22 protein-coding genes are annotated in these 18,369 nt (G+C 63.2%); 12 read left to right on the forward strand and 10 right to left on the reverse strand.

The genetic code is table 11. The features are described from left to right. Window positions 1-62 precede the first annotated feature (62 nt). Both AF337_RS26260 and AF337_RS26265 read left to right on the forward strand, forming a co-directional pair. Complete coding sequence (locus tag AF337_RS26260; RefSeq protein WP_049734416.1) at window positions 63-680, forward strand: NADPH-dependent F420 reductase; 618 nt, start codon at window positions 63-65, stop codon at window positions 678-680. 206 nt (window positions 681-886) lie between these two features. After that, window positions 887-1,267, forward strand: coding sequence for a VOC family protein (locus AF337_RS26265; protein WP_049734417.1), 381 nt, complete (start codon window positions 887-889; stop codon window positions 1,265-1,267). Between the two features lie 15 nt (window positions 1,268-1,282). On the opposite strand, the gene AF337_RS26270 is transcribed toward AF337_RS26265, so the two are convergent. Beyond that, the gene (locus AF337_RS26270) at window positions 1,283-2,245 is read right to left on the reverse strand and encodes a LysR family transcriptional regulator (RefSeq protein WP_049734418.1); all 963 of its coding nucleotides are present in this window, start codon (window positions 2,243-2,245) and stop codon (window positions 1,283-1,285) included. A 124-nt stretch (window positions 2,246-2,369) separates the two neighbouring features. On the opposite strand from AF337_RS26270, the gene AF337_RS26275 reads away from it, so the two are divergent. Both AF337_RS26275 and AF337_RS26280 read left to right on the forward strand, forming a co-directional pair. Beyond that, window positions 2,370-3,770: an MFS transporter gene (locus AF337_RS26275; protein WP_049734419.1), complete on the forward strand. Its 1,401-nt coding sequence runs from the start codon at window positions 2,370-2,372 to the stop codon at window positions 3,768-3,770. Window positions 3,771-3,947: 177 nt separating this feature from the next. Continuing rightward, window positions 3,948-4,244, forward strand: a complete 297-nt coding sequence (locus AF337_RS26280; protein WP_049734420.1) for a hypothetical protein — start codon at window positions 3,948-3,950, stop codon at window positions 4,242-4,244. A gap of 136 nt (window positions 4,245-4,380) precedes the next feature. Here AF337_RS26280 and AF337_RS42610 read toward each other — a convergent pair whose 3' ends face one another. Beyond that, complete coding sequence (locus tag AF337_RS42610; protein ID WP_152971201.1) at window positions 4,381-4,626, reverse strand: hypothetical protein; 246 nt, start codon at window positions 4,624-4,626, stop codon at window positions 4,381-4,383. Between AF337_RS42610 and AF337_RS43790 the strand changes: the two genes are divergently transcribed. Together AF337_RS43790 and AF337_RS26285 are read left to right on the forward strand one after the other, a co-directional pair. Then, window positions 4,625-4,768 carry a hypothetical protein gene (locus tag AF337_RS43790; RefSeq protein WP_164896004.1) on the forward strand — a complete coding sequence of 48 codons (144 nt, stop codon included), beginning with the start codon at window positions 4,625-4,627 and terminating at the stop codon, window positions 4,766-4,768. The two genes, AF337_RS42610 and AF337_RS43790, sit on opposite strands and share 2 nt — an antisense overlap. Before the next feature lie 324 nt (window positions 4,769-5,092). After that, window positions 5,093-6,148 carry a fatty acid desaturase gene (locus tag AF337_RS26285; protein ID WP_193393663.1) on the forward strand — a complete coding sequence of 352 codons (1,056 nt, stop codon included), beginning with the start codon at window positions 5,093-5,095 and terminating at the stop codon, window positions 6,146-6,148. 9 nt (window positions 6,149-6,157) lie between these two features. Here AF337_RS26285 and AF337_RS26290 read toward each other — a convergent pair whose 3' ends face one another. Then, entirely contained in the window at window positions 6,158-7,072 is a 915-nt protein-coding gene (locus tag AF337_RS26290) for an SDR family oxidoreductase (protein WP_049734422.1), read from the reverse strand. Between the two features lie 88 nt (window positions 7,073-7,160). Between AF337_RS26290 and AF337_RS26295 the strand changes: the two genes are divergently transcribed. Continuing rightward, window positions 7,161-7,730 (forward strand): TetR family transcriptional regulator, encoded by a 570-nt coding sequence (locus AF337_RS26295; protein ID WP_049734423.1) that lies wholly within the window; start codon window positions 7,161-7,163, stop codon window positions 7,728-7,730. Here AF337_RS26295 and AF337_RS26300 read toward each other — a convergent pair. The 4 genes from AF337_RS26300 to AF337_RS26315 form a co-directional block, all read right to left on the reverse strand. Continuing rightward, on the reverse strand, window positions 7,727-8,353 hold the full coding sequence (locus AF337_RS26300; RefSeq protein WP_049734424.1) for an exopolysaccharide biosynthesis protein: 627 nt from the start codon (window positions 8,351-8,353) through the stop codon (window positions 7,727-7,729). The two genes, AF337_RS26295 and AF337_RS26300, sit on opposite strands and share 4 nt — an antisense overlap. Before the next feature lie 25 nt (window positions 8,354-8,378). Then, a complete protein-coding gene (locus tag AF337_RS26305) occupies window positions 8,379-8,681 on the reverse strand; it encodes a hypothetical protein (RefSeq protein WP_049734425.1) in 303 nt (100 codons plus the stop codon). A gap of 43 nt (window positions 8,682-8,724) precedes the next feature. Next, window positions 8,725-9,708 (reverse strand): TerC family protein, encoded by a 984-nt coding sequence (locus AF337_RS26310; RefSeq protein WP_049734426.1) that lies wholly within the window; start codon window positions 9,706-9,708, stop codon window positions 8,725-8,727. 227 nt (window positions 9,709-9,935) lie between these two features. Continuing rightward, a complete protein-coding gene (locus AF337_RS26315; RefSeq protein ID WP_049734427.1) occupies window positions 9,936-10,412 on the reverse strand; it encodes a YcgN family cysteine cluster protein in 477 nt (158 codons plus the stop codon). Between the two features lie 217 nt (window positions 10,413-10,629). Here AF337_RS26315 and AF337_RS26320 point away from each other — a divergent pair, with 217 nt between their 5' ends. From AF337_RS26320 to AF337_RS26330, 3 genes are all read left to right on the forward strand, one after another. Next, entirely contained in the window at window positions 10,630-12,816 is a 2,187-nt protein-coding gene (locus AF337_RS26320) for a transglycosylase domain-containing protein (protein WP_049734428.1), read from the forward strand. 307 nt (window positions 12,817-13,123) lie between these two features. Continuing rightward, the gene (locus AF337_RS26325) at window positions 13,124-13,711 is read left to right on the forward strand and encodes a DUF1214 domain-containing protein (RefSeq protein ID WP_049734429.1); all 588 of its coding nucleotides are present in this window, start codon (window positions 13,124-13,126) and stop codon (window positions 13,709-13,711) included. Next, window positions 13,704-14,252: a DUF1254 domain-containing protein gene (locus AF337_RS26330; protein ID WP_049734430.1), complete on the forward strand. Its 549-nt coding sequence runs from the start codon at window positions 13,704-13,706 to the stop codon at window positions 14,250-14,252. The genes AF337_RS26325 and AF337_RS26330 overlap by 8 nt, the downstream gene beginning before the upstream one ends. A 13-nt stretch (window positions 14,253-14,265) precedes the next feature. Here AF337_RS26330 and AF337_RS43795 read toward each other — a convergent pair whose 3' ends face one another. After that, window positions 14,266-14,433, reverse strand: coding sequence for a hypothetical protein (locus AF337_RS43795; RefSeq protein ID WP_003578079.1), 168 nt, complete (start codon window positions 14,431-14,433; stop codon window positions 14,266-14,268). Window positions 14,434-14,972: 539 nt separating this feature from the next. On the opposite strand from AF337_RS43795, the gene AF337_RS26335 reads away from it, so the two are divergent. Next, window positions 14,973-15,179 carry a hypothetical protein gene (locus tag AF337_RS26335; protein WP_003569406.1) on the forward strand — a complete coding sequence of 69 codons (207 nt, stop codon included), beginning with the start codon at window positions 14,973-14,975 and terminating at the stop codon, window positions 15,177-15,179. Window positions 15,180-15,429: 250 nt separating this feature from the next. Beyond that, a complete protein-coding gene (locus AF337_RS26340) occupies window positions 15,430-16,479 on the forward strand; it encodes a DUF2336 domain-containing protein (RefSeq protein WP_082336870.1) in 1,050 nt (349 codons plus the stop codon). A gap of 21 nt (window positions 16,480-16,500) precedes the next feature. Here the strand turns inward: AF337_RS26340 and AF337_RS26345 are convergent, their stop codons facing one another. Both AF337_RS26345 and AF337_RS26350 read right to left on the reverse strand, forming a co-directional pair. Next, window positions 16,501-16,845, reverse strand: a complete 345-nt coding sequence (locus tag AF337_RS26345) for a DUF1491 family protein (protein ID WP_049734579.1) — start codon at window positions 16,843-16,845, stop codon at window positions 16,501-16,503. 61 nt (window positions 16,846-16,906) lie between these two features. Then, a complete protein-coding gene (locus AF337_RS26350; protein ID WP_049734432.1) occupies window positions 16,907-18,352 on the reverse strand; it encodes a methyl-accepting chemotaxis protein in 1,446 nt (481 codons plus the stop codon). Window positions 18,353-18,369 lie beyond the last annotated feature (17 nt).

Consider the following 18,369-nt stretch of genomic DNA (forward strand, 5'->3'; position numbering starts at 1 on the left):
TTCATGATGGGATCGCGGTCGGCTATATCCAAGTCATTCAACTCGATGAAGGAACCGACCACATGAAAACCGCTATTATCGGAACTGGAAACATGGGCGCCGGCTTGGCGCGTCGCCTGGCAGGCAAGCGCGATCTCATCCTCGCGTCGCGCAATGAGGCCGCGGCAAAGTCGCTTGCCGAAGAGATCGGCGCCACAGGCGCATCGATCGCCTCCGCCGTGGCCGAAGCCGATATTCTGGTGCTGGCGCTGCCTTATGCTTCGGCTCTCGAATTTGCAGGAACGGCGGCATTGCAGGGCAAAATCGTCGTCGACATCACCAATCCGCTGAAGCCCGATTTCTCCGGCCTGCTGTTTGGTCACGACACGTCGGCCGCCGAGGAAATCCAGCACAGGGCCAAAGGCGCCAAGGTCGTGAAGGCCTTCAATACGATCTTTGCCGAGCTGTTTGCGGCCTCCCCGAAGCACACCGCCACCATACCGGTCTTCCTGGCCGGAGACGACGATGCTGTCGAAACCTCCGCAGCGCTGGTGACGGACGCCGGCTTTGCTGTCGAAAAAACCGGCTCGCTCGATGCCGCTCGCCTGCTCGAGCCCTTGGGAATGCTTAATATCCGCCTTGGTTACGGCCTGGGTCGCGGTACCGGGATTGCTCCGAAATGGGCTGCCGTCGACGGCTGAGATCGCGGCTGGTCCCGCCCATGTGGGGCCAGTCACTCCTATCGGCTGATTGGACGGCTGACCGACTTCTCCAGCAGAACTCGATCGCCTGACATGAATGGGCTGCCGGGCCGTCAGACCCGTTCGTTGACTTGGGACGGCGGTTGAAAAATGGTGGCGTCGTGCCATCTTGAGGATGGGAGCGGTGATAAGGAGTTCTGCGGCCCATGTTCGATCATGTCTCCATTGGCGTCAAAAACCTGGAACGAGCCCGCCGTTTCTACGATGCGGCGCTGGCGCCGCTCGGATATGAGCGCCTGTCCAATTCCGACACCATGATCGGTTACGGCCTGGAACGGGTCGGGCTCTGGGTGATGCAGGTCGAGCAGCCCGTTCTTGCCGATCTGCGATCCGGGCTGCATTTCTGCTTCGTCGCGCCTGATGAAGCCGCAGTCGATGCCTTTTATGCGGCGGCAGTCGCCTCCGGCGGCACGGATAATGGCGAACCGGGCATCCGGCCGGATTACGGTCAGTTCTATTACGCCGCCTTCATCATCGATCCGGACGGCTACCGCCTCGAAGCCTATTTCCACAAAGGCGAGCTGTAACAGGCTCTAACTTTTTTACGCCGCAGCTCTCGATATGGAGACGCGGCAGCCGGCGTCTTCGAGCGCCTCCCCGGCGACGTCCAGGAATAGACCGCGGAACCAGCGTGCCCGGCCGTCGGCCTGATCGACCCGGCGATAGAGCATGGTCACCGGATCGGCCGGCAGCGACAGCGGCGGCGCTGCGATCGTCAGCCCATGCAATTGCGCCATGCAGCGGCCGATCGATTCCGGCACGATTGAAATGGCGGGCATCGCCCGCAGCGCCGTCGGCAGGGCGGAAAAGCGCGGCACTGTCGCCACCACACGCCTGACATGGCCGGTGCGGCTCAGCGCGGTGTCGATACTGGTCGAGGCATTGCCTTCGAACGAGACGGTGAGATGGGCGACGTTGGCGAAATCCTCAAGGCTCAATGGCGCCCTCAACTTGAGTTGAGCGTCATCGTAAATGCAGATCGAGGCCTGGTTGAACAGCGGCGCGCGGATATGCCAGGAGGCCGGTTCATCATGCACGGAAACGCTGAAGTCGAAGACCCCTTCGTCCAGCCGGCGGGCGGCATCGCGCTTTTCGGAAGCGATGCCGATCAGCCGGGCGCCGGGCGAAAGCTGGAGCAGGCGGGCGGCAAGCGGGCCGAAGAAAGCGGATTCGAGATTGTCGCACATGCCGATGCGGAACTCGCCCTGCCAGCTCGCCGGATCGAATTCGGCCTGCGGGCGGATGGCGCGCTCGATGCCCGACAGCGCATCCTCGATCGCCGGTGCAATCGAAAGGGCGCGCGGCGTCGGCTGCAGGCCGCGGCCGACGCGCACGAACAATTCATCATCCAGCGCCTCGCGCAGACGTCGCAAAGCGGCGGACAGGCCTGGCTGGCCAAGCAGCAGCCGTTCGGCCGCGCGGCTGACATTGCGCTCCTGCATCAACACCGAAAAGGCCAGCAGCAGGTTCAGATCGATTTTGCGAAGCGTGGCATCATTCATCATCGTGAGTAATACCTGGCATGGCTACTATCAATTTGCAATAGATCAGGAAGCTGTACATTTTCTCGTTCCCTGCCGTCCGCGCACCCTCCCTCGACGAGGCGGCAGCAAAGAAGGAACGATTTCGATGACGCTTTCCAAATCGAAAAGCGGAGCGGGGCTGGCATTACTGCTGCTCTGCGCCGCCAACTTTCTCGACGCCATGGACGTCTCCACCATCGGTGTCGCGCTTCCCGCCATCCAGGCCGAACTCGGCATGGAGGCGACATCGCTGCAATGGGCTGTCAGCGCCTATGTGCTCGGCTATGGCGGCTTTTTGCTGCTCGGCGGCCGGGTCGCCGACGTCTTCGGCCACCGCCGCGTCTTCCTCTGGTCGCTGGCGATCTTTGCCGCCGCCAGCATCGCCGGCGGCTTCGTCGGCAGCGGCCCGACGCTGATCGCCGCCCGCTTGATCAAGGGCATCGCCGCCGCCTTCACCGCGCCTGCCGCCCTTGCGCTGCTGCTCTCCGTCTTCGGCGAGGGGGCGGCGCGGGCCAAAGCGCTCGGCGTCTTCGCCTCCACCGGCGCCACCGGCTTCGTGCTCGGCATGGTGCTCGGCGGTGCCGCGACGATCTTCAGCTGGCGGGCGACGCTGGTGATGGGCGCGCCGGTCGCCATCCTGACGCTCCTTCTTGCGCCGCTGGCGCTGCCGGTCGACCCGAAAAGGACCGGGCCGCGACCAAGCTTCGACTGGGCCGGCGCGCTGACGATCACCCCCGGGCTGCTGCTTTTCGTCTTCGGCATCACCAATGCCGCGGCCGCCGGCTGGCAGGCTTTTGCGACCTGGAGCTCGCTCACGGCGTCGCTGGCGCTGATCCTGCTCTTTCTTCTGGTCGAAGCGCGCCACGCCGATCCGATGGTGCCGCTCGGCATGTTCCGCCGGGCGAAGCTCCGCCATGCCAATGCAATTGCCGCCCTCTTCCAGGGCGCCTATGTCGGCTTCCAGTTCCTGGCGACGCTCTATTATCAGAACGTCATCGGCTGGTCGGCCTTCACCACCGGCTTCTGCTTTGCGCTTGGCGGCGTCTTCGTGATGTTTCTGGCGCCACGTTTTGCGAGCCTCGCGCAAAATCGCGGCGCCACTGGCCTGATGGCAACGGGTGTCGGCCTGCAGGCCTTCAGCTATATCTTCTGGGTAACCGCACTCGGACATGTCGACCCGATCCTGCTTGTGCTGTTCTCGCAGATCCCGCTCGGCCTCGGTTACGCATTGACCTATCCTTCGGTACAGGTCGCAGCCCTTTCCGACGTCGAGGAGGACAAATCGGGGCTCGCCTCCGGACTGCTCTTCGCTTCCTTCCAGATCGGCGGCGGCATCGTGCTCGCAGCCGCCTCGGCGGTGTTCGGTGCCGCACCGCATTTCGGCTGGGACCCTTATGTCGCCGGCATCGCGTTCGTGGCGCTGCTTGCGATCGCGATCACCCTGCGTGCAGCCGCCGGCCCGCGGACACCGGCCGCCCGGACGTCGGCCTATCAGGCAGCGGAATGACGCTTGCGGCCCGCACCCCGAAACGGTGCGGGCCATTCATAAGAAAAAACGAATATTAGCATCAGAATCCCATTGCCTTGCCTCGGCGAAAGGAGCATGGTCTCGGCCTTCGGCAGCCATTGTACGGGCGCTGCCGACTGAGGGTTTCATACCCTCGCCCCGACGAAAGGAGGGCCCATGTCTTCCACTTCCGCAAAGCCGCACCTGACCTCGTCGGATCTCGACATGCTGCAGGGCGTGCTCGATGAGGCTGGCTACGATGCCAGAATCCCGACCGACGATGAGCGCGTCTTCAACGTGGCGGCCGTACTGCTGATCCGGCTGTTCCAGGAGGGCGTTACCTCACCGGCCATGCTCTCGAAGGCTCTCGAATACCATTTCGGCAAACCGAAGGCGCCGCCGAAACCGATCACCCCCATCTGCAACCGATATGCGATACAGGGATTGCCGCGCGAAAGACGCGCCGCCGGCTGATACCGGCATGTTCCGAATGGCGAGGTGACTTTCCGCAGATGAAGGTTTTCCTTCATCGAAGCCAGCCTGGCTGAAGGACAGGCTGGGGTGCTGAAATATGGCTTTCTTGCGGCAGCGCCTTAATGGAGTCTCATTTTCATGCCATAGGAATGTCATTGATGATTGACCGAAACATGCCGTGGCGGGTTTCCGGCGCTGCTGTTTTCCGGGCGAAAGCCCCGGCATCGGGTTCAGCCAGCGTTTTCATTCCATTCCCTGCGGTCCGCCGCTGCCGGGTTGCCTTCGCTACGATCCCGCGAACTTCGATCGCGACCGACAAGCGGGGGTGATTGCGGCGCAGCCCGCAGCTTTCAATTGCAATGAGAGAGGAGATTTCATCCATGGCAAAAGGGCAAATGAGAAGCAACCGCGAAGTCCGCAAGCCGAAGAAGGACAAGCAGGCGGCGAAGACGGATAGCACATTCTCCAACCAGATGAAGACGGCGGCCAATAGTGCGCCGCACGGCAGCGCCCCGAAGAAGTAGCGCCTCACATCTGCGCGGCGGGGACGGCTTGCGCCCCCGCTGCCGGCAGGACTGCATAATTCCTCATGGATCGTGGCAGCCTCGAAGCGGTGGAGCGTCTTTGGCGCATGCCGCCGGACGCGCCGCGCTCCGGCGCGGCACTATCACCCATTGACATGCTTTCAGAAAAACGGGAAGTGCTGCGACCATGACCTCTCTTGAAAGAATGCACCCGTTGGATCATCCGCCCTTCCTCCTTCGCTCGGCCTTCGGCCTTTCGAACATCGCTGCTTTTCACGGCTTCATTCTGTGATCGAATCCGCGCGCCGCAACGAGAGCGAGGAAATGCAGTTTGCCGCTTCGGGCCAGCCGGATGAAAACCCGGCGCGATCCGATGCTGATAAAGGGGCCTTCGCTGAAAAGCACTGGTTGAAGATCCTTGCCGTATATCGCCAGCCACGGACCGGACGCAGCGCTTTCGAGCTTGCCGTCACGGTCGTCCCGTTCGCGCTGTTCTGGGCTGCCGCATGGGCCGCGGTTCATTACAGCTTCTGGCCCGGCCTGATCCTCGTCATTCCCGCCGCCGCTTTCCTGCTGCGGCTGTTCATGATCCAGCATGATTGCGGCCACGGCTCGTTTTTCGCGCGTCGCCGCCTCGACGACTGGGTTGGGCGCATAATCGGCATCCTGACGCTGACGCCTTACGACTATTGGCGCCGGGCGCATGCGGAACACCACGCCTCGGCCGGAAACCTGGACGAACGCGGCGTTGGCGACATCGAGACGCTGACGATCGCCGAATATAATGCGCTGTCGCGCTGGGGCCGGCTCGGCTACCGGCTCTACCGGCACCCGGCCGTGATGTTCGGGATCGGGCCGGCTTGGCTGTTCATCTTCAAGCAGCGCCTGCCTTTCGGCATGATGCGCTCCGGCGCCCTGCCCTGGGTCTCCACAATGGCGACCAATCTTGCCATCGCGCTCGCCGCCGCTCTGCTGATCTGGGCGGTCGGGATCATCCCCTTCCTGCTGGTGCACCTGCCGATCGTGCTGCTTGCGGGTGCCGCCGGCGTCTGGCTGTTCTACGTCCAGCACCAGTTCGAGGAAACGCATTGGTCGAAGAAGCCGGAATGGCAGTTCCAGCATGCGGCCCTCCACGGCGCCTCGCATTACGACCTGCCGCCGGTGTTGCGCTGGATCACCGGCAATATCGGCATCCACCACGTGCACCATCTGTCGAGCCGGGTGCCCTATTACCGGCTGCCGGAGGTGCTACGGGACCATCCTGAACTCGCCGACCTCGGCCGCATCACGCTGATGGACAGCCTGCGCTGCGTCAAACTGGTGCTGTGGGACGAGCAGACAAAACGGCTGGTGTCGTTTCGTGAAGCGGCGGCCCGGTAACAGGCAGCCTCAGCGGTAGCCCGTGACATCCGCCGGTTTGCCGGACTCCTGCACCTCCACCATGTAGCGCCAGCAATCCGGCCGCGAGCCGTCGATGTCGTCGAAGCCATAGAGCCTGGCCAGTCCGCCGCTCGACAGCGACTGACCGTTCCAGCGGGCGCGGTCTGGGTCTGCGGCAATCGCCGCTACGGCGCGGCCGACGAAGCGCGGCGTTTCGGAAATGGCGAAATGCGGCTGCACCTTGGTCGCCTCGCGCCAGTTCTCCTCACGCACGCCATAGGCATCCAGCATCATTTCGGAGCGCAGCCAGCCGGGCGTGATCGAAACGGCGGTGGCACCGTGTTTTGCCAGATCCTGCGCATGCGCCCAGGCCATGCGGGTAACCCCCGTCTTGACGAGGTCGTAGAAGGGCGACAGCCGGTAGTGCGTGGCATTGTAGTCGGCCGTGCCGTCGGTCACCTCGACCAGCAGCCCGCCCCGCCGCTCGATCATCAGCGGCAGCGCGTAATGGGCGGTGATCAGATGCGTGTCGATACCGAGCCGCAGCATGCGCAGGCCTTTGTCCAGCGAATGCTCCCAGACAGCCTTGTCCCATTCGAACAGTTTTTCACCGCCCCAGATGTCGTTGACGAGAATATCGAGCCGGCCGGCCTCCGCCCGGATACGGGCAACCAGCGCCTCGACCTCAGCCTCGACGAGATGGTCTACCCGCACGGCGATCCCCTTGCCGCCCGCCGCCGTTACCAGCTCGGCCGTCTCTTCGATCGTCTCCGGCCTGGCATATTCGGATTGACGCGCGCGCGTCGTGCGCCCCGTCACATAGACGGTAGCGCCGGCAGCGCCGAGCTCCACCGCAATGCCGCGGCCGGCGCCGCGCGTGGCACCCGCCACCAAAGCCACATTCTCCCGCAAGTCCGCTGTCATGTCTCTATCCTCCACACCGAAATTGGAAAAAGTCCTTGTATATAAACGAACGTTCGTTCATAAATAAGGCAAATGCAAGAGGAATTACATGCCGCGCCGCCGCACGCTTTCCGATGAACAGCTTCTCGCCATGGTGCTGGCGCTAATCCATGCCGAAGGGCCGGATGCGGCGACCTTTGCGGCGGTGGCCAAAGCCAGCGGCCTTTCCGGCTCGACGCTGGTGCAGCGTTTTACGACAAAGGCGGCAATGCTGCGAGCAGCCCTGCTTTATGCCTGGGACAGGCTGGATTCGGAAACGGCAAGGCTTGCCGGCAGCGTTGAAAAAACGCCGGACGGCGCCGTCGCGCTGCTCGTCGGCCTGTCGCAGGATTACGGCGAGAATGCCGCCGCCTATGGCGAGGGATTGCTGGTGCTTCGCGAAGATTTTCGCGATCCGGTGCTGCGCGCCCGGGGGGCCGCCTGGGGCAAGGCGCTGACGGCGGCGATCGCACACTGTTTCGGATCGGCGAGCGCGCCTGAGACGATCGCCCGGCTGATGCTGTCGCAATGGCAGGGCTCGCTCACCTGGTGGGGTTTTGGCGCAGAAGGCCGAGTGGATGAATATGTGGAGACGGAGCTGCGGCGGTTCCTCGCCGCGATCCCCGTCCATTCGGCTTAAGAGGCCGTGAAGATCATCGCCTTGATAAAATAGAGCAAGGCGGCGGTCGCGACGATCGTCGCCGATGTGAGCAGCAGTCCGATCAAGGTGACGAGACCATCCCGCTCCATCAGGGCGACGGCGAGCACGACCAGCGACAACACCGGCAGAATATTGCCGAAGGGGATCGGCAGCGCGATCACCACGGCAAGCAGGAAGACAGGAATCCCAAGAAGTGCCTGCGCTGTCGGACCAGTGAGGGCCCGCAGCCGGCCGGCGCGCACGAGCTTTTCCACCCGGGCGATCATCGGGACGGCGTGCCCCACGATAAGATCAAACGCCGCGGGCGAAACCCGGCGATCGCTGACGATGGCGGGCAACCAGACCTTCCGGCCACCGGCGACGATCTGGAGAGCGACCAGCGCGAGCGCGATGCCGAAAACCATTCCGAACGGCCCGGGAATTGGGGTCAGCGCCGGGATTGCCAGAAACAGGATGGTGAAGGCGATGCTGGTCTGGCCCATCGCCTCCAGAGCCTCGCCGATGGAGAGGCCGCCCTTCACCCGGGCGATTTCCAGCATCTCCCGAAGCCGCGCAGTGGCGACACCGCGCGGCAGTTGTCCATTTCCGTCTTGATCGGTCACACGGTCTATTTTTAGCTGGTTGCCGTCACGCACCCTCGCCGTCCCCCTTCAGGGCACTGGCGAGGGCTGCGCATTTGGGGTCGCTGCCGTCGAGAAGTTCTGCCGGCGCGGTATGGCCGATCGCTATGCTGACGACTGTGGCCGCCGCCCAGCCGTAGTCGCCGGTGGCGCGCTCGATGAGCTTTGGTCCCTGGGATGTCAGGCAGGCCTGGGACTGGCGGACGATCTCCACGGGAAGCCTGGCGCGCTCAGCCTGTTGCTGTATCTCAGCCTGCAGAGGGCCGACGACGAGGAGGGCAAAAATCCAGCCGATGAAATCCGAAATCATTTCTGTTTCCTTCCTTTGTTAACGTATTCCTCGCAGAGCCCGCTCAGGCGGGCTGCTGCGGATCCCGCGTCTTGAGGAGGCTCCAGACCACGCCGGCGGCGATGATCGCGAAGGTGATGCTCAGCGAGAGCGCGGCCGGGAATTTTTCCAGGCCCAGCAGATCGGCGAGGAAGATCTTCGAGCCGATGAAGATCAGCACGATGGCAAGCGCGGGCTTCAGATAGCGGAAGCGATGGATCATTGCCGCCAGCGCGAAATAGAGGGCGCGAAGGCCGAGGATCGCGAAGATGTTCGAGGTGTAGACGAGGAACGGATCGGTGGTGATCGCGAAGATCGCGGGAACCGAATCCACGGCGAAGATGACGTCGGCCACTTCGACCATCACGAGCGCCATGAAGAGCGGCGTGATGAACCATGTCATCGCTCCCGTTTTGGGGTTTGCCTTTCTGACGAAGAACCGTTCGCCGTGATGTTCCTCGGTGACGTTGAAACGGCTGCGCATGAAGCGGACGAGGACGTTCTTCGAGACATCGGGCTCGGCCTCCTTGACGAACAGCATCTTGATGCCGGTGACGATCAGGAACGCGGCGAAGATATAGAGAAGCCAGGCGAATTCGGCGACCAGCGTGGCGCCGACGCCGATCATGATGGCGCGCAGTAGGATGACGCCGAGAATGCCCCAGAAGAGCACCCGGTGCTGGTAGATGCGCGGCACGGCAAAGAAGGAGAAGATCAGGGCGATGACGAAGACATTGTCGAGGGCCAGCGTCTTTTCGACGACGAAGCCCGTCAGATAGGCAAGGCCGGCCTCGGAGCCGAGATACCACCATACCCAACCACCGAAGGCGAGACCGAGCGCGATATAGAGGGCGGACAGTCTGACGCTTTCGGCGACGCCGATTTCCTTGTTCTGTTTATGAAGAATACCGAGGTCGAACGACAGAATGGCGATGACGAGGGCGAAAAAGCTCGACCACATCCAGAGCGGCGTTCCCAGCCACTCGACGAACAAAAAAGACAGATTCAAGGGTAGTCCCCTGTCGGCACTGGTTGTCGGAGAAGAGGTCCGACATCGCAAGAGTGCCGAAGCTCTCGCCAGAGGGGCCCGGACCAGCGGGTTGCACCGCAAGTGGGGTCTCACTTTTCAACAATCAAGCAGCGGCCGGTGCCAATTTTATATTTTTGCGCCGGAGAAAAGGCGGCCGTGCAAATGCGTCATTCGCCCCGCAGGAGAAAGCCGCGGCGCCGGCCGCTTCAGGCTTCTTCCTCGTCCTTCTCTTCGCCGACGGTCAGCGGCCAGTCGACGACGTAATCCTCGAGATCGTCGATATCGATCTCGTTTTCGTTGATCGTGCGGCCGCGCGCGGAAATGCCGGCGGCATGAACGGTTTCCGGATCACCGGAGATCAGCGGATGCCACCAGTAGAGGTCGTGGCCTTCATTGACCAGCCGATAGCCGCAGGTGGGCGGCAGCCAGGCGATATCGGGGACGTTCTCCTTGGTCAGCTGCACGCAATCCGGCACGAAATCCCAGCGGTTCTCGTAGCTGGAGCAGCGACAGCTTTCGCCGTCGAGCAGCTTGCAGCGGACCGAGGTGAAATAGATATCGCCGCTATCCCATTCCTCGATCTTGTTGAGACAACAGAGGCCGCAGCCGTCACAGAGGCTTTCCCACTCGGCGACAGTCATTTCGGCAAGCGTCTTGCGCTTCCAGAAGGGCAGATCGTTCATCGTTCGTTTCTTGCAACAGCGGCCCGCAAATTCGCGTGACCCTCATGCATCTCTCTTGTTATCAGCCGCAAAATCAATCAATTCTTCAGTATGCTCCTGGTACCGGAGAACTGTCTCCCGGTATCGGCGAGCTTTGCGGCCATATGCGGGCCTCGCGCTCTCGTCGCCTTCCGGCGGCAGGATATGACCGAAGTGCGATCAAGCGGGAATACAGGACGTGCAGGACCCGGACAACCCAGAAAGCGGCTCGGAAAACGAGCCGGGAAAAGCGGCGAACGGCACGGCGGGCAAACGTCCGGCGAAGAGTCGCCACATCCTGCTGCGCATCGATTCATGGATCGATTCGACCGTCTGGAACGCCGGCTTCCGCGCCGCCGAGATCTGGGAAGATATCACCATCTTCTTCCGCCGCTTCCGCGTGCGCGGCTGGAAGCGCATGGTCTTCGAACTGGCCGGCGAAGGGCTGACACTCGGGGCAGCCGGCTCGGTGCTGATGCTGCTGCTTGCCCAGCCCGCCTTCGAGGCGACCAAGGAGGACTGGCGCAACCGCGGCGATTTCGCCGTCACCTTTACCGACCGCTACGGCAACATCATCGGCCATCGCGGCGTCATTCACCAGAATTCCGTGCCGATCGACGAGCTGCCGGATTCCCTGATCAAGTCGGTGCTGGCCACCGAAGACCGGCGCTTCTTCGACCATTTCGGCATCGACGTGATCGGCCTCTTCCGCGCCATGGTCACCAACGCCCAGGCCGGCGAAGTCGTGCAGGGCGGCTCGACGCTGACCCAGCAGCTCGCCAAGAACCTGTTCCTGTCCAACGAGCGCTCGATCGACCGCAAGGTCACCGAAGCCTTCCTCGCCCTATGGCTCGAGTCGAACCTTTCCAAGAAGGAAATCCTCTCCACCTATCTCGACCGCGCCTATATGGGCGGCGGCACGTTTGGCGCGGCCGCGGCGGCGCAGTTCTATTTCGGCAAGAACATCACCGATGTGAACCTGGCAGAATCCGCCATGCTCGCCGGCCTGTTCAAGGCGCCGGCAAAATATGCGCCGCACGTCAACCTGCCGGCGGCGCGTGCGCGCGCCAACGAGGTGCTGACCAATCTCGTGCAGAGCGGGCTGATGACCGAGGGACAGGTGATCGCCGCCCGGCGCAATCCGGCCACCGTCGTCGACCGCAACGAGGTGGAATCGCCCGACTTCTTCCTCGATTGGGCCTTCGACGAGGTGCAGCGGCTTTCGCCGCGCTTCCACCAGCATTCGCTGATCGTGCGCACGACGATCGACATGGGCATCCAGCAGGCGGCCGAGGAATCGGTCGAAACGTCGCTGCGCGAATATGGCGAGGCCTATCACGCCAAGCAGGGCGCCATGGTGATGATCGAGAACGGCGGCGCGGTACGCGCCATGGTCGGCGGCCGCGATTACGGCGAGAGCCAGTTCAACCGCGCCACCAGGGCACTACGCCAGCCGGGCTCCTCCTTCAAGGTCTATACCTATTCGGTGGCCATGGAGAGCGGGATGACGCCGCAGACGACGATCGTCGACGCGCCGATCTCCTGGGGCAACTGGAGCCCGCACAATTATGCGAACCACTATGCCGGCCGCATAACCCTCGAGACAGCGATCGCCCAGTCGATCAACACGGTGCCGGTGCGGCTGGCCAAGGAGAAGCTCGGCATCCAGCCGATCCGGGCCATGGCCAAGAACCTCGGCGTCGAAACGCCGATCCGCGACGACGTCACCATCCCGATCGGCACATCCGAGGTGACGGTGCTCGACCAGGCGACAGCCTATGCCACCTTCCCGGCCGGCGGCTACCAGTCGCGCCGCCACGGCATCACCCAGGTTCTCGATTATGACGGCGACGTGCTCTACGATTTCGACCGCGACGAGCCGGCGCCCAAACGTGTGCTGTCGGAGCAGGCCGACGCCTATATGAACCAGATGCTGTCGCGGGTTCCCTATGTCGGCACGGCGCGCAAGGCAGCACTCGACAACGGTATCGTCACGGCCGGCAAAACCGGTACGACCCAGGCCTATCGCGATGCCTGGTTCGTCGGTTTCACCGGCAATTACACCTGCGCCGTCTGGTTCGGCAATGACGACTATACCTCGACCAACAACATGACCGGCGGCTCGCTGCCGGCAATGACCTTCAAGCGCGCCATGGACTATGCCCATCAGGGTGTGACGCTGCGCGCCATTCCCGGCATCGAAAATCCCCTGCCCTCGGAAAAGGATCTCGCCAAGACCGTCGCCGCCATGCCGCAGGACGGATTGCCGCAGCTCATCCGGCCGCGCATGCTCTCGGTTCAATCGACCGACATCATCAAGAAGCTCGGCGAAAAACTGAAAAATGCCGCCCCGCTCGCGCCGGCGAAGGTGGCGAGCGCGGAGTAGATGCTGCGTGGATGGCGTCGAATGATGCCCAGGAGATCGGCGAGAGAGTGGCCCCTCATCCGACCCTACGGGCCACCTTCTCCCGCTCGCGGGGCGAAGGGACCACGCTAGCGCCCTCTCTGTTCCCACCAATGTCTCGCAGGGCATGTCCCCTCGCCCCGTTTACGGGGGTCCGTAGGACGGGTTAGGGTGAGGGGCAGCTTTCGACGTTAACCGGACAGATCAACGTCCCATGTCGTCGCATGGCATTCCACCCTGCCAGAATCAGTGGTAACCCTTCATCTGATATGGTTTCCAAGGTCTTGACGTGTTTCGATTCCCCCTCTTCATCCTGGTCACGCTGATCGTCGCCTTCGGCGGTGGGATCATGATTTCGCTGTACGCGCTGGATGCGACACAGGGTTTCGGGGCGATCAAGCTCGGTGCCTGGGAGGCCTTCCCGGCGCTGCAGACGGTCGATGCCGATCCTTACGCCAAGTCGCACAGGGCGCGCGCCGGCAAGCTGCTTTACGGCAGCGCCGAAGGGCTGACCTTCACGGCAAGCGTCGATGACGACGGCGCGCGGCTGAATGCCGGCTGCCGCTACCGCATTAGCGGACAAACGCCACCTGCCCGGCTCTGGACGCTGTTTACCGCCGACAATGGCGGCAGTCCGGCGGCGGTCAAGACCGGGCATCCCGCAGCGCTCAATTCCTGGACGGTACTGCGCCAACCCGACAGCAGCTTCTCGATCGAAATCTCGGCCGCGGCGCAGCCGGGCAACTGGCTGGCCTTACCGGAGGCCGGCACCTTCAGACTGGTGCTGACGCTGTTCGACACGCCGACCGCCGGCAGCTCCGGCGTGATCGACCTCGCCATGCCGAAGCTCGCCAAGACCGGATGCGGCAATGCTTAGGATCTTCTTCGCCATCCTGACCGGGCTTTTCGGCGCAGCGCTGCTGCACCTCGTCATCATCCTGTCGCTGCCGCATTTCACCGGCAGGGATGCAGCGACCCGGGTGGCGGCGGAGGGCGACCTCAACAATTTCACTCTGCTCGGCGGCCAGTATGACGAGGCAGGCCTTGCCAATGGCGACCCCTTCGTGCGCACCGCCGTCTGCTCCTTCAACGTCGATGACGCGCCGGTGCATTTCACCGCCAAGGGCAATGTGCCGTTCTGGTCGATCGCGATCTACGACAGCGCCTCGAACGAGGTCTTCAGCATGAACGACCGGACCTCGGTCGGCGGCGCGCTCGACGTCGTGGCCGGCGGGCCGATCCAGCTGACCGACCTGCGCAAGAACCTGCCGCAGGAATTGCAGCAGGCGATCCTGGTGGAGATGGCGCGGCCGGACGGTTATGCCGTGCTGCGGACGCTGGCGCCGCAGGCAAGTTTTGACGACGCGGCGCGAAACTTCCTGACGGAAGCCGGCTGCGAGCAATTCAGCGCCCGCTGAAGTTGAACGGACGTTACTTCTTGTTGACGCGCGGCGCCGGCGCCGGGCCATGTCTAGGGCTCTCGGCCAGCCGTTCGTAGCGGACGCCGGTGAACCAGAGGATCTTGGCTTCGCGGGGCTCTTTGTCCGGGCGGCGCGGCGCCCGCGGCTGCCGATCCGCCAATGCGACTACTATTGCCATTCTCGTCTCCATGCACTGCCCGAGACGGATGAACTTGCGATGGATTTCACCCTGCCCGCCAAAGTGCGAGCCGGCGCGTCCTGCGGTGGCGGAGTGACCGGACCGAGGGCATTCGCGCCTTTCCCACGGCACCTGATTGAAATACCGTGACCAGGAGTTTCTACGATCCAAACACTCAAATCGCGTCGTTCCCATCCGAATTGAGACAGATGACAGTTAACAGTTTACTAATATTCGGCGAAAGCCAAACATAGTTCACGTCACTTCTTCTGTAACGCGCAACGAGTTGATTTGGTTTCACGCCGCCCGCTCAAAGCGCCGACCGTGTATCGATGTATAAACTTAGAAACAATTCATAGGGTTGGCATGAATGCTGCAAGCCTACTCACGGGCAAAGCGGCGATGTTGCAAAAATGCTTCATGAAAATATTTAATTGCGGCGACCTCGGATGCGCGTATGGTTGCTCCAGTCGATCACCTATTTCCGGCCCCGATCGATTGCGGATATGCACGCTTTCGCCGGAATGCGGAGGCTAGCGATGTCTTTGCTGGTGAATTCATATTTCTCGCCTGACGATCTCGACGTGCTGCGCGGCGCGCTCGATGCGTGGTGCGCGGAACGGCGCGTCGACATCAAAAGCGTCGAGGCGCAGTATGCGGCATCCGCAGCACTCGACCTCTATCAAGCCGGCCACGACAGCCGCGAAAAACTGCTGGACGCACTGCGCGATCGCAAGGCCGCCTGAACTTTTCCCCCATCGCGCCAGCAATGTGCAATCGTTGCAGTGGCCCCTTCAAACCAGGCTTTTAATATGCCGGCTCATCATCTGGCGACACGCTCCGCGTGTACATTTCTGTTACATTTTAATAAAATCTTCAGCATGCATTAACCCTGTCGGTGTAGGATTTGTTCATAACCCATGTGGCCCGGCATGCGTTCCGCCAGCGCATATCGGCCCGTGGATCCCCTTGGTTCGGCGTTTTCGGGGTGTTCTTGTGCGTGACCGGTTTCGAGACCTAGAGGGCCCATTGGCCGTCAGGAAAAAGGACGTGGTATTGATGGCGACCGTCAGCAGTTTCGAGAACCTGTCTCATCCGACACGGTCCGAACTGCGCCAATTTGCCGAGCTTTTCATGCCGCTCTTCCAGGCATCCTCCGACGAGGCCAAACGCCAGGCGGTCGCGGCACTCTCCCAATGCGAAAACATGCCGGCGGCCGTGGCGCTGTTCATCGGCAACCAGCCGATCGAGATCGCCGCCCCTTTTCTTGCCGCCTCCAAGGCAATCGCCGACGAGACGCTGATCACCATCGCGCGCATGCAGGGTGCAGCGCATGTCAAAGCGATCGTCAGCCGCGATTCACTCTCCCCGAAGGTCATCGATGCGCTGGTGGCGCTGCGCCAGAGCCAGCCGCGGCCGGCGGCCGCATCGGCGCCTATGACGGAATCACAGACGGTGCCGCTTTCACCGGCGCCTGGTGAAACCAACGAGGCGGATGCGCTGCAGGAACAGCGGGTTGCCAATGAGGAGGCGTTGCGCGAGCGTATTCTCGGTCTCGCCGGTCATCTCGGCCGGGCCGACGATGACAGGCTCGGCCTGCGTACGCTCACCGACATTCAGGAAGCGCTGCTGGTGCGTTTCGCCCGCTCGCGCGAGGCGATACATTTCGCAACCGCGCTTGCCGATGCGCTGTCGGCCAGCCGCTGGCTTGCCGAGCGCATCATGCTCGATCTTTCCGGCCAGCAGCTCGCAACGACGCTGACGAGCCTCGGCATGGGCTTTCTCGACGCCGTTTTCGTGCTGGAAAAGCTCTATCCGCATCTTGCCGAACAGCAGCACAATGTCACGCGCGGCTGGATGGTGCTTGATGCGCTCGATCCGGAAGAATGCCACGAACGGGTGGAAGCCTGGCGGCGCGCCGATCGCTACACCTACAAGCCCGAGGTGGCCAATGCGCCCGCGCTACAGGAAACGGCGAACCACCGCTTCCTCAATCAGGCGCCGGCGCAGCGCGACATGCGCATCCTGGGGCGGCGATCCCGCTGAGATCAGGAGCGCCGCCGGCCCTCAGCCATCCCGCGCAAGCGGGATCATGTCTCCCAGTTCCTCCGCCTCGAGCTCGACGATCCAGAGATCGGGGTCGAATCGGCGTTCACGCTCCAGCATGGCGCGCACTGCTTCCGGCTCGCTGCGCAACAGGCGGATTTCGAACAGACGGCTGCCCACCTCCCCCTCGCCGAAGGCGGTCTGCGGCGCCGGCGCGTAGAGGGTTTCCAGGCCGTCGCGAAAATGCTGGCGGATGAAGACCGCCCCCGCCTCCTCCGCCCCCTTCTTCTCGACGGCGGCGAAATCGCCGCTGGCGAAGACGCGGCGCAGCAGGGCGGAAACGAAGATATCGGCGCGTAATCTCATCGGCGCGGTATAGACCGGGCTGCCGTCGGCGGCAATGCGGCGCAAACATTGCCCCGGGCAATCAGACCTTGACGGCCAGCCGCACCCCTCCCCAATGCCGTCCGCGGACGGTGATCGGAGCGGAAATATCCTTCATCATCACGAAATTGCCGCCGCCCATGTCGCGCCGATAGGTCTGGACGAGGAAGGGCGCGGTGCTGCGGCCGGCGGCAAGGCCGACGCGATCGGCGAAGATGCGGCGATTGCGGCAATTGGCGGTGTTCCAGACGACGTCGCCGGGTCGTTGCCGCTGCGAGAATTTCCGGTTGTGGGTGGGGAGGTAGCCGTTTTCGTCGATCGCCGCGCAGAAGGCGATGCGCTCGTCCGCGGCTGCCGCGGGTTCCTGGATCGGCGGCAGCAGGCGGTCGGTGAGCTCGGTAAAGGCCGCCATCATCTGGGCCGGATCGGAGCCCGGTATCGGCCGATAGCGCCGGTCGAACAAAGCATCGAGACCGATCTGCCCCTCGGCGACGGCCCGTTCGAAGGCGCCGGAAATCTGCCCTGCTACCGATTGCGCTTGCTCGATCCAACGGCTGTCGGCGGTCTTGACGCCGGCGCTCGCCGTCAGCTGGATCAGCGTTTCGGAAAGGCCGACGACGCTGTCGACACGTTTGGCCGCCTGCTGCAGGGCGACATTCGAGCCGGTGACCTCGGCCGACATCTCGCCGAGTTTTTCGACGAAGCCGGCGCATTGCTGGTCGACCGCCTCGGTGGTGTTGGCCATGACCGTCGAACTGTCGAGGATGCGGGTGATGACATGTTCCATGCTTTCGAAGGCCCCGCGCATCGCCTCCGACTTGTCGCGCACGCCGCCGGCACTATCGCGCGCATCGCTGCCGACGGCCGATAGCCGGTCGATCTTCACCCGCAGTTCGTCCAGCGTCTGCTGGATCGAGCCCGTCGCCTTGGACGTCTGCAGCGACAGCGCCCGGACCTCGGCAGCGACGACCGCGAAGCCCTTACCCGCATCGCCGGCGCGTGCCGCCTCGATCGCGGCGTTCAAGGCCAGCAGGTTGGTCTGGCGGGCGATGATGCTGATCTCCTCGGCGATACCGTCGACATCGGCAAGCGACTTGGAGAATCCGGCAATCTCGGTGCCGATCTCTTCAGAGGACCGAACCATGTGGCCGATTTCGGCGACCGAGCCCGTCAGGCGGTCGGCCGATTCTTTCAGCATATGGCGGGCCTCGGCCGCCGTGCGGTCGGTCTCCCGCAGCGACATAGCGACCGAGCGGTTGGTCTCGGCAATCGACAGTGCGGTGCGGGTGACATGATCGAAGGCGGAGGCATGCCGGGCCGACATCGCCGCCATGTCCTGGATCGCGCCAGCGATATCGACGAGATCGATGCCAAGGGTGGAAGCCTCTTCGGCAAGCCGCATCAGGATGTGGCGTAGCGCCGCCTGATCAGTGCCTTCCGCTTCCGCCGGATCTCCGGCCAGATCGTCTATCCCTTTCAGCGCATGCATGACCGACGCTCCCCCGT

This window comes from Rhizobium ecuadorense (genome assembly GCF_001187535.1).
Classification (GTDB): domain Bacteria; phylum Pseudomonadota; class Alphaproteobacteria; order Rhizobiales; family Rhizobiaceae; genus Rhizobium; species Rhizobium ecuadorense.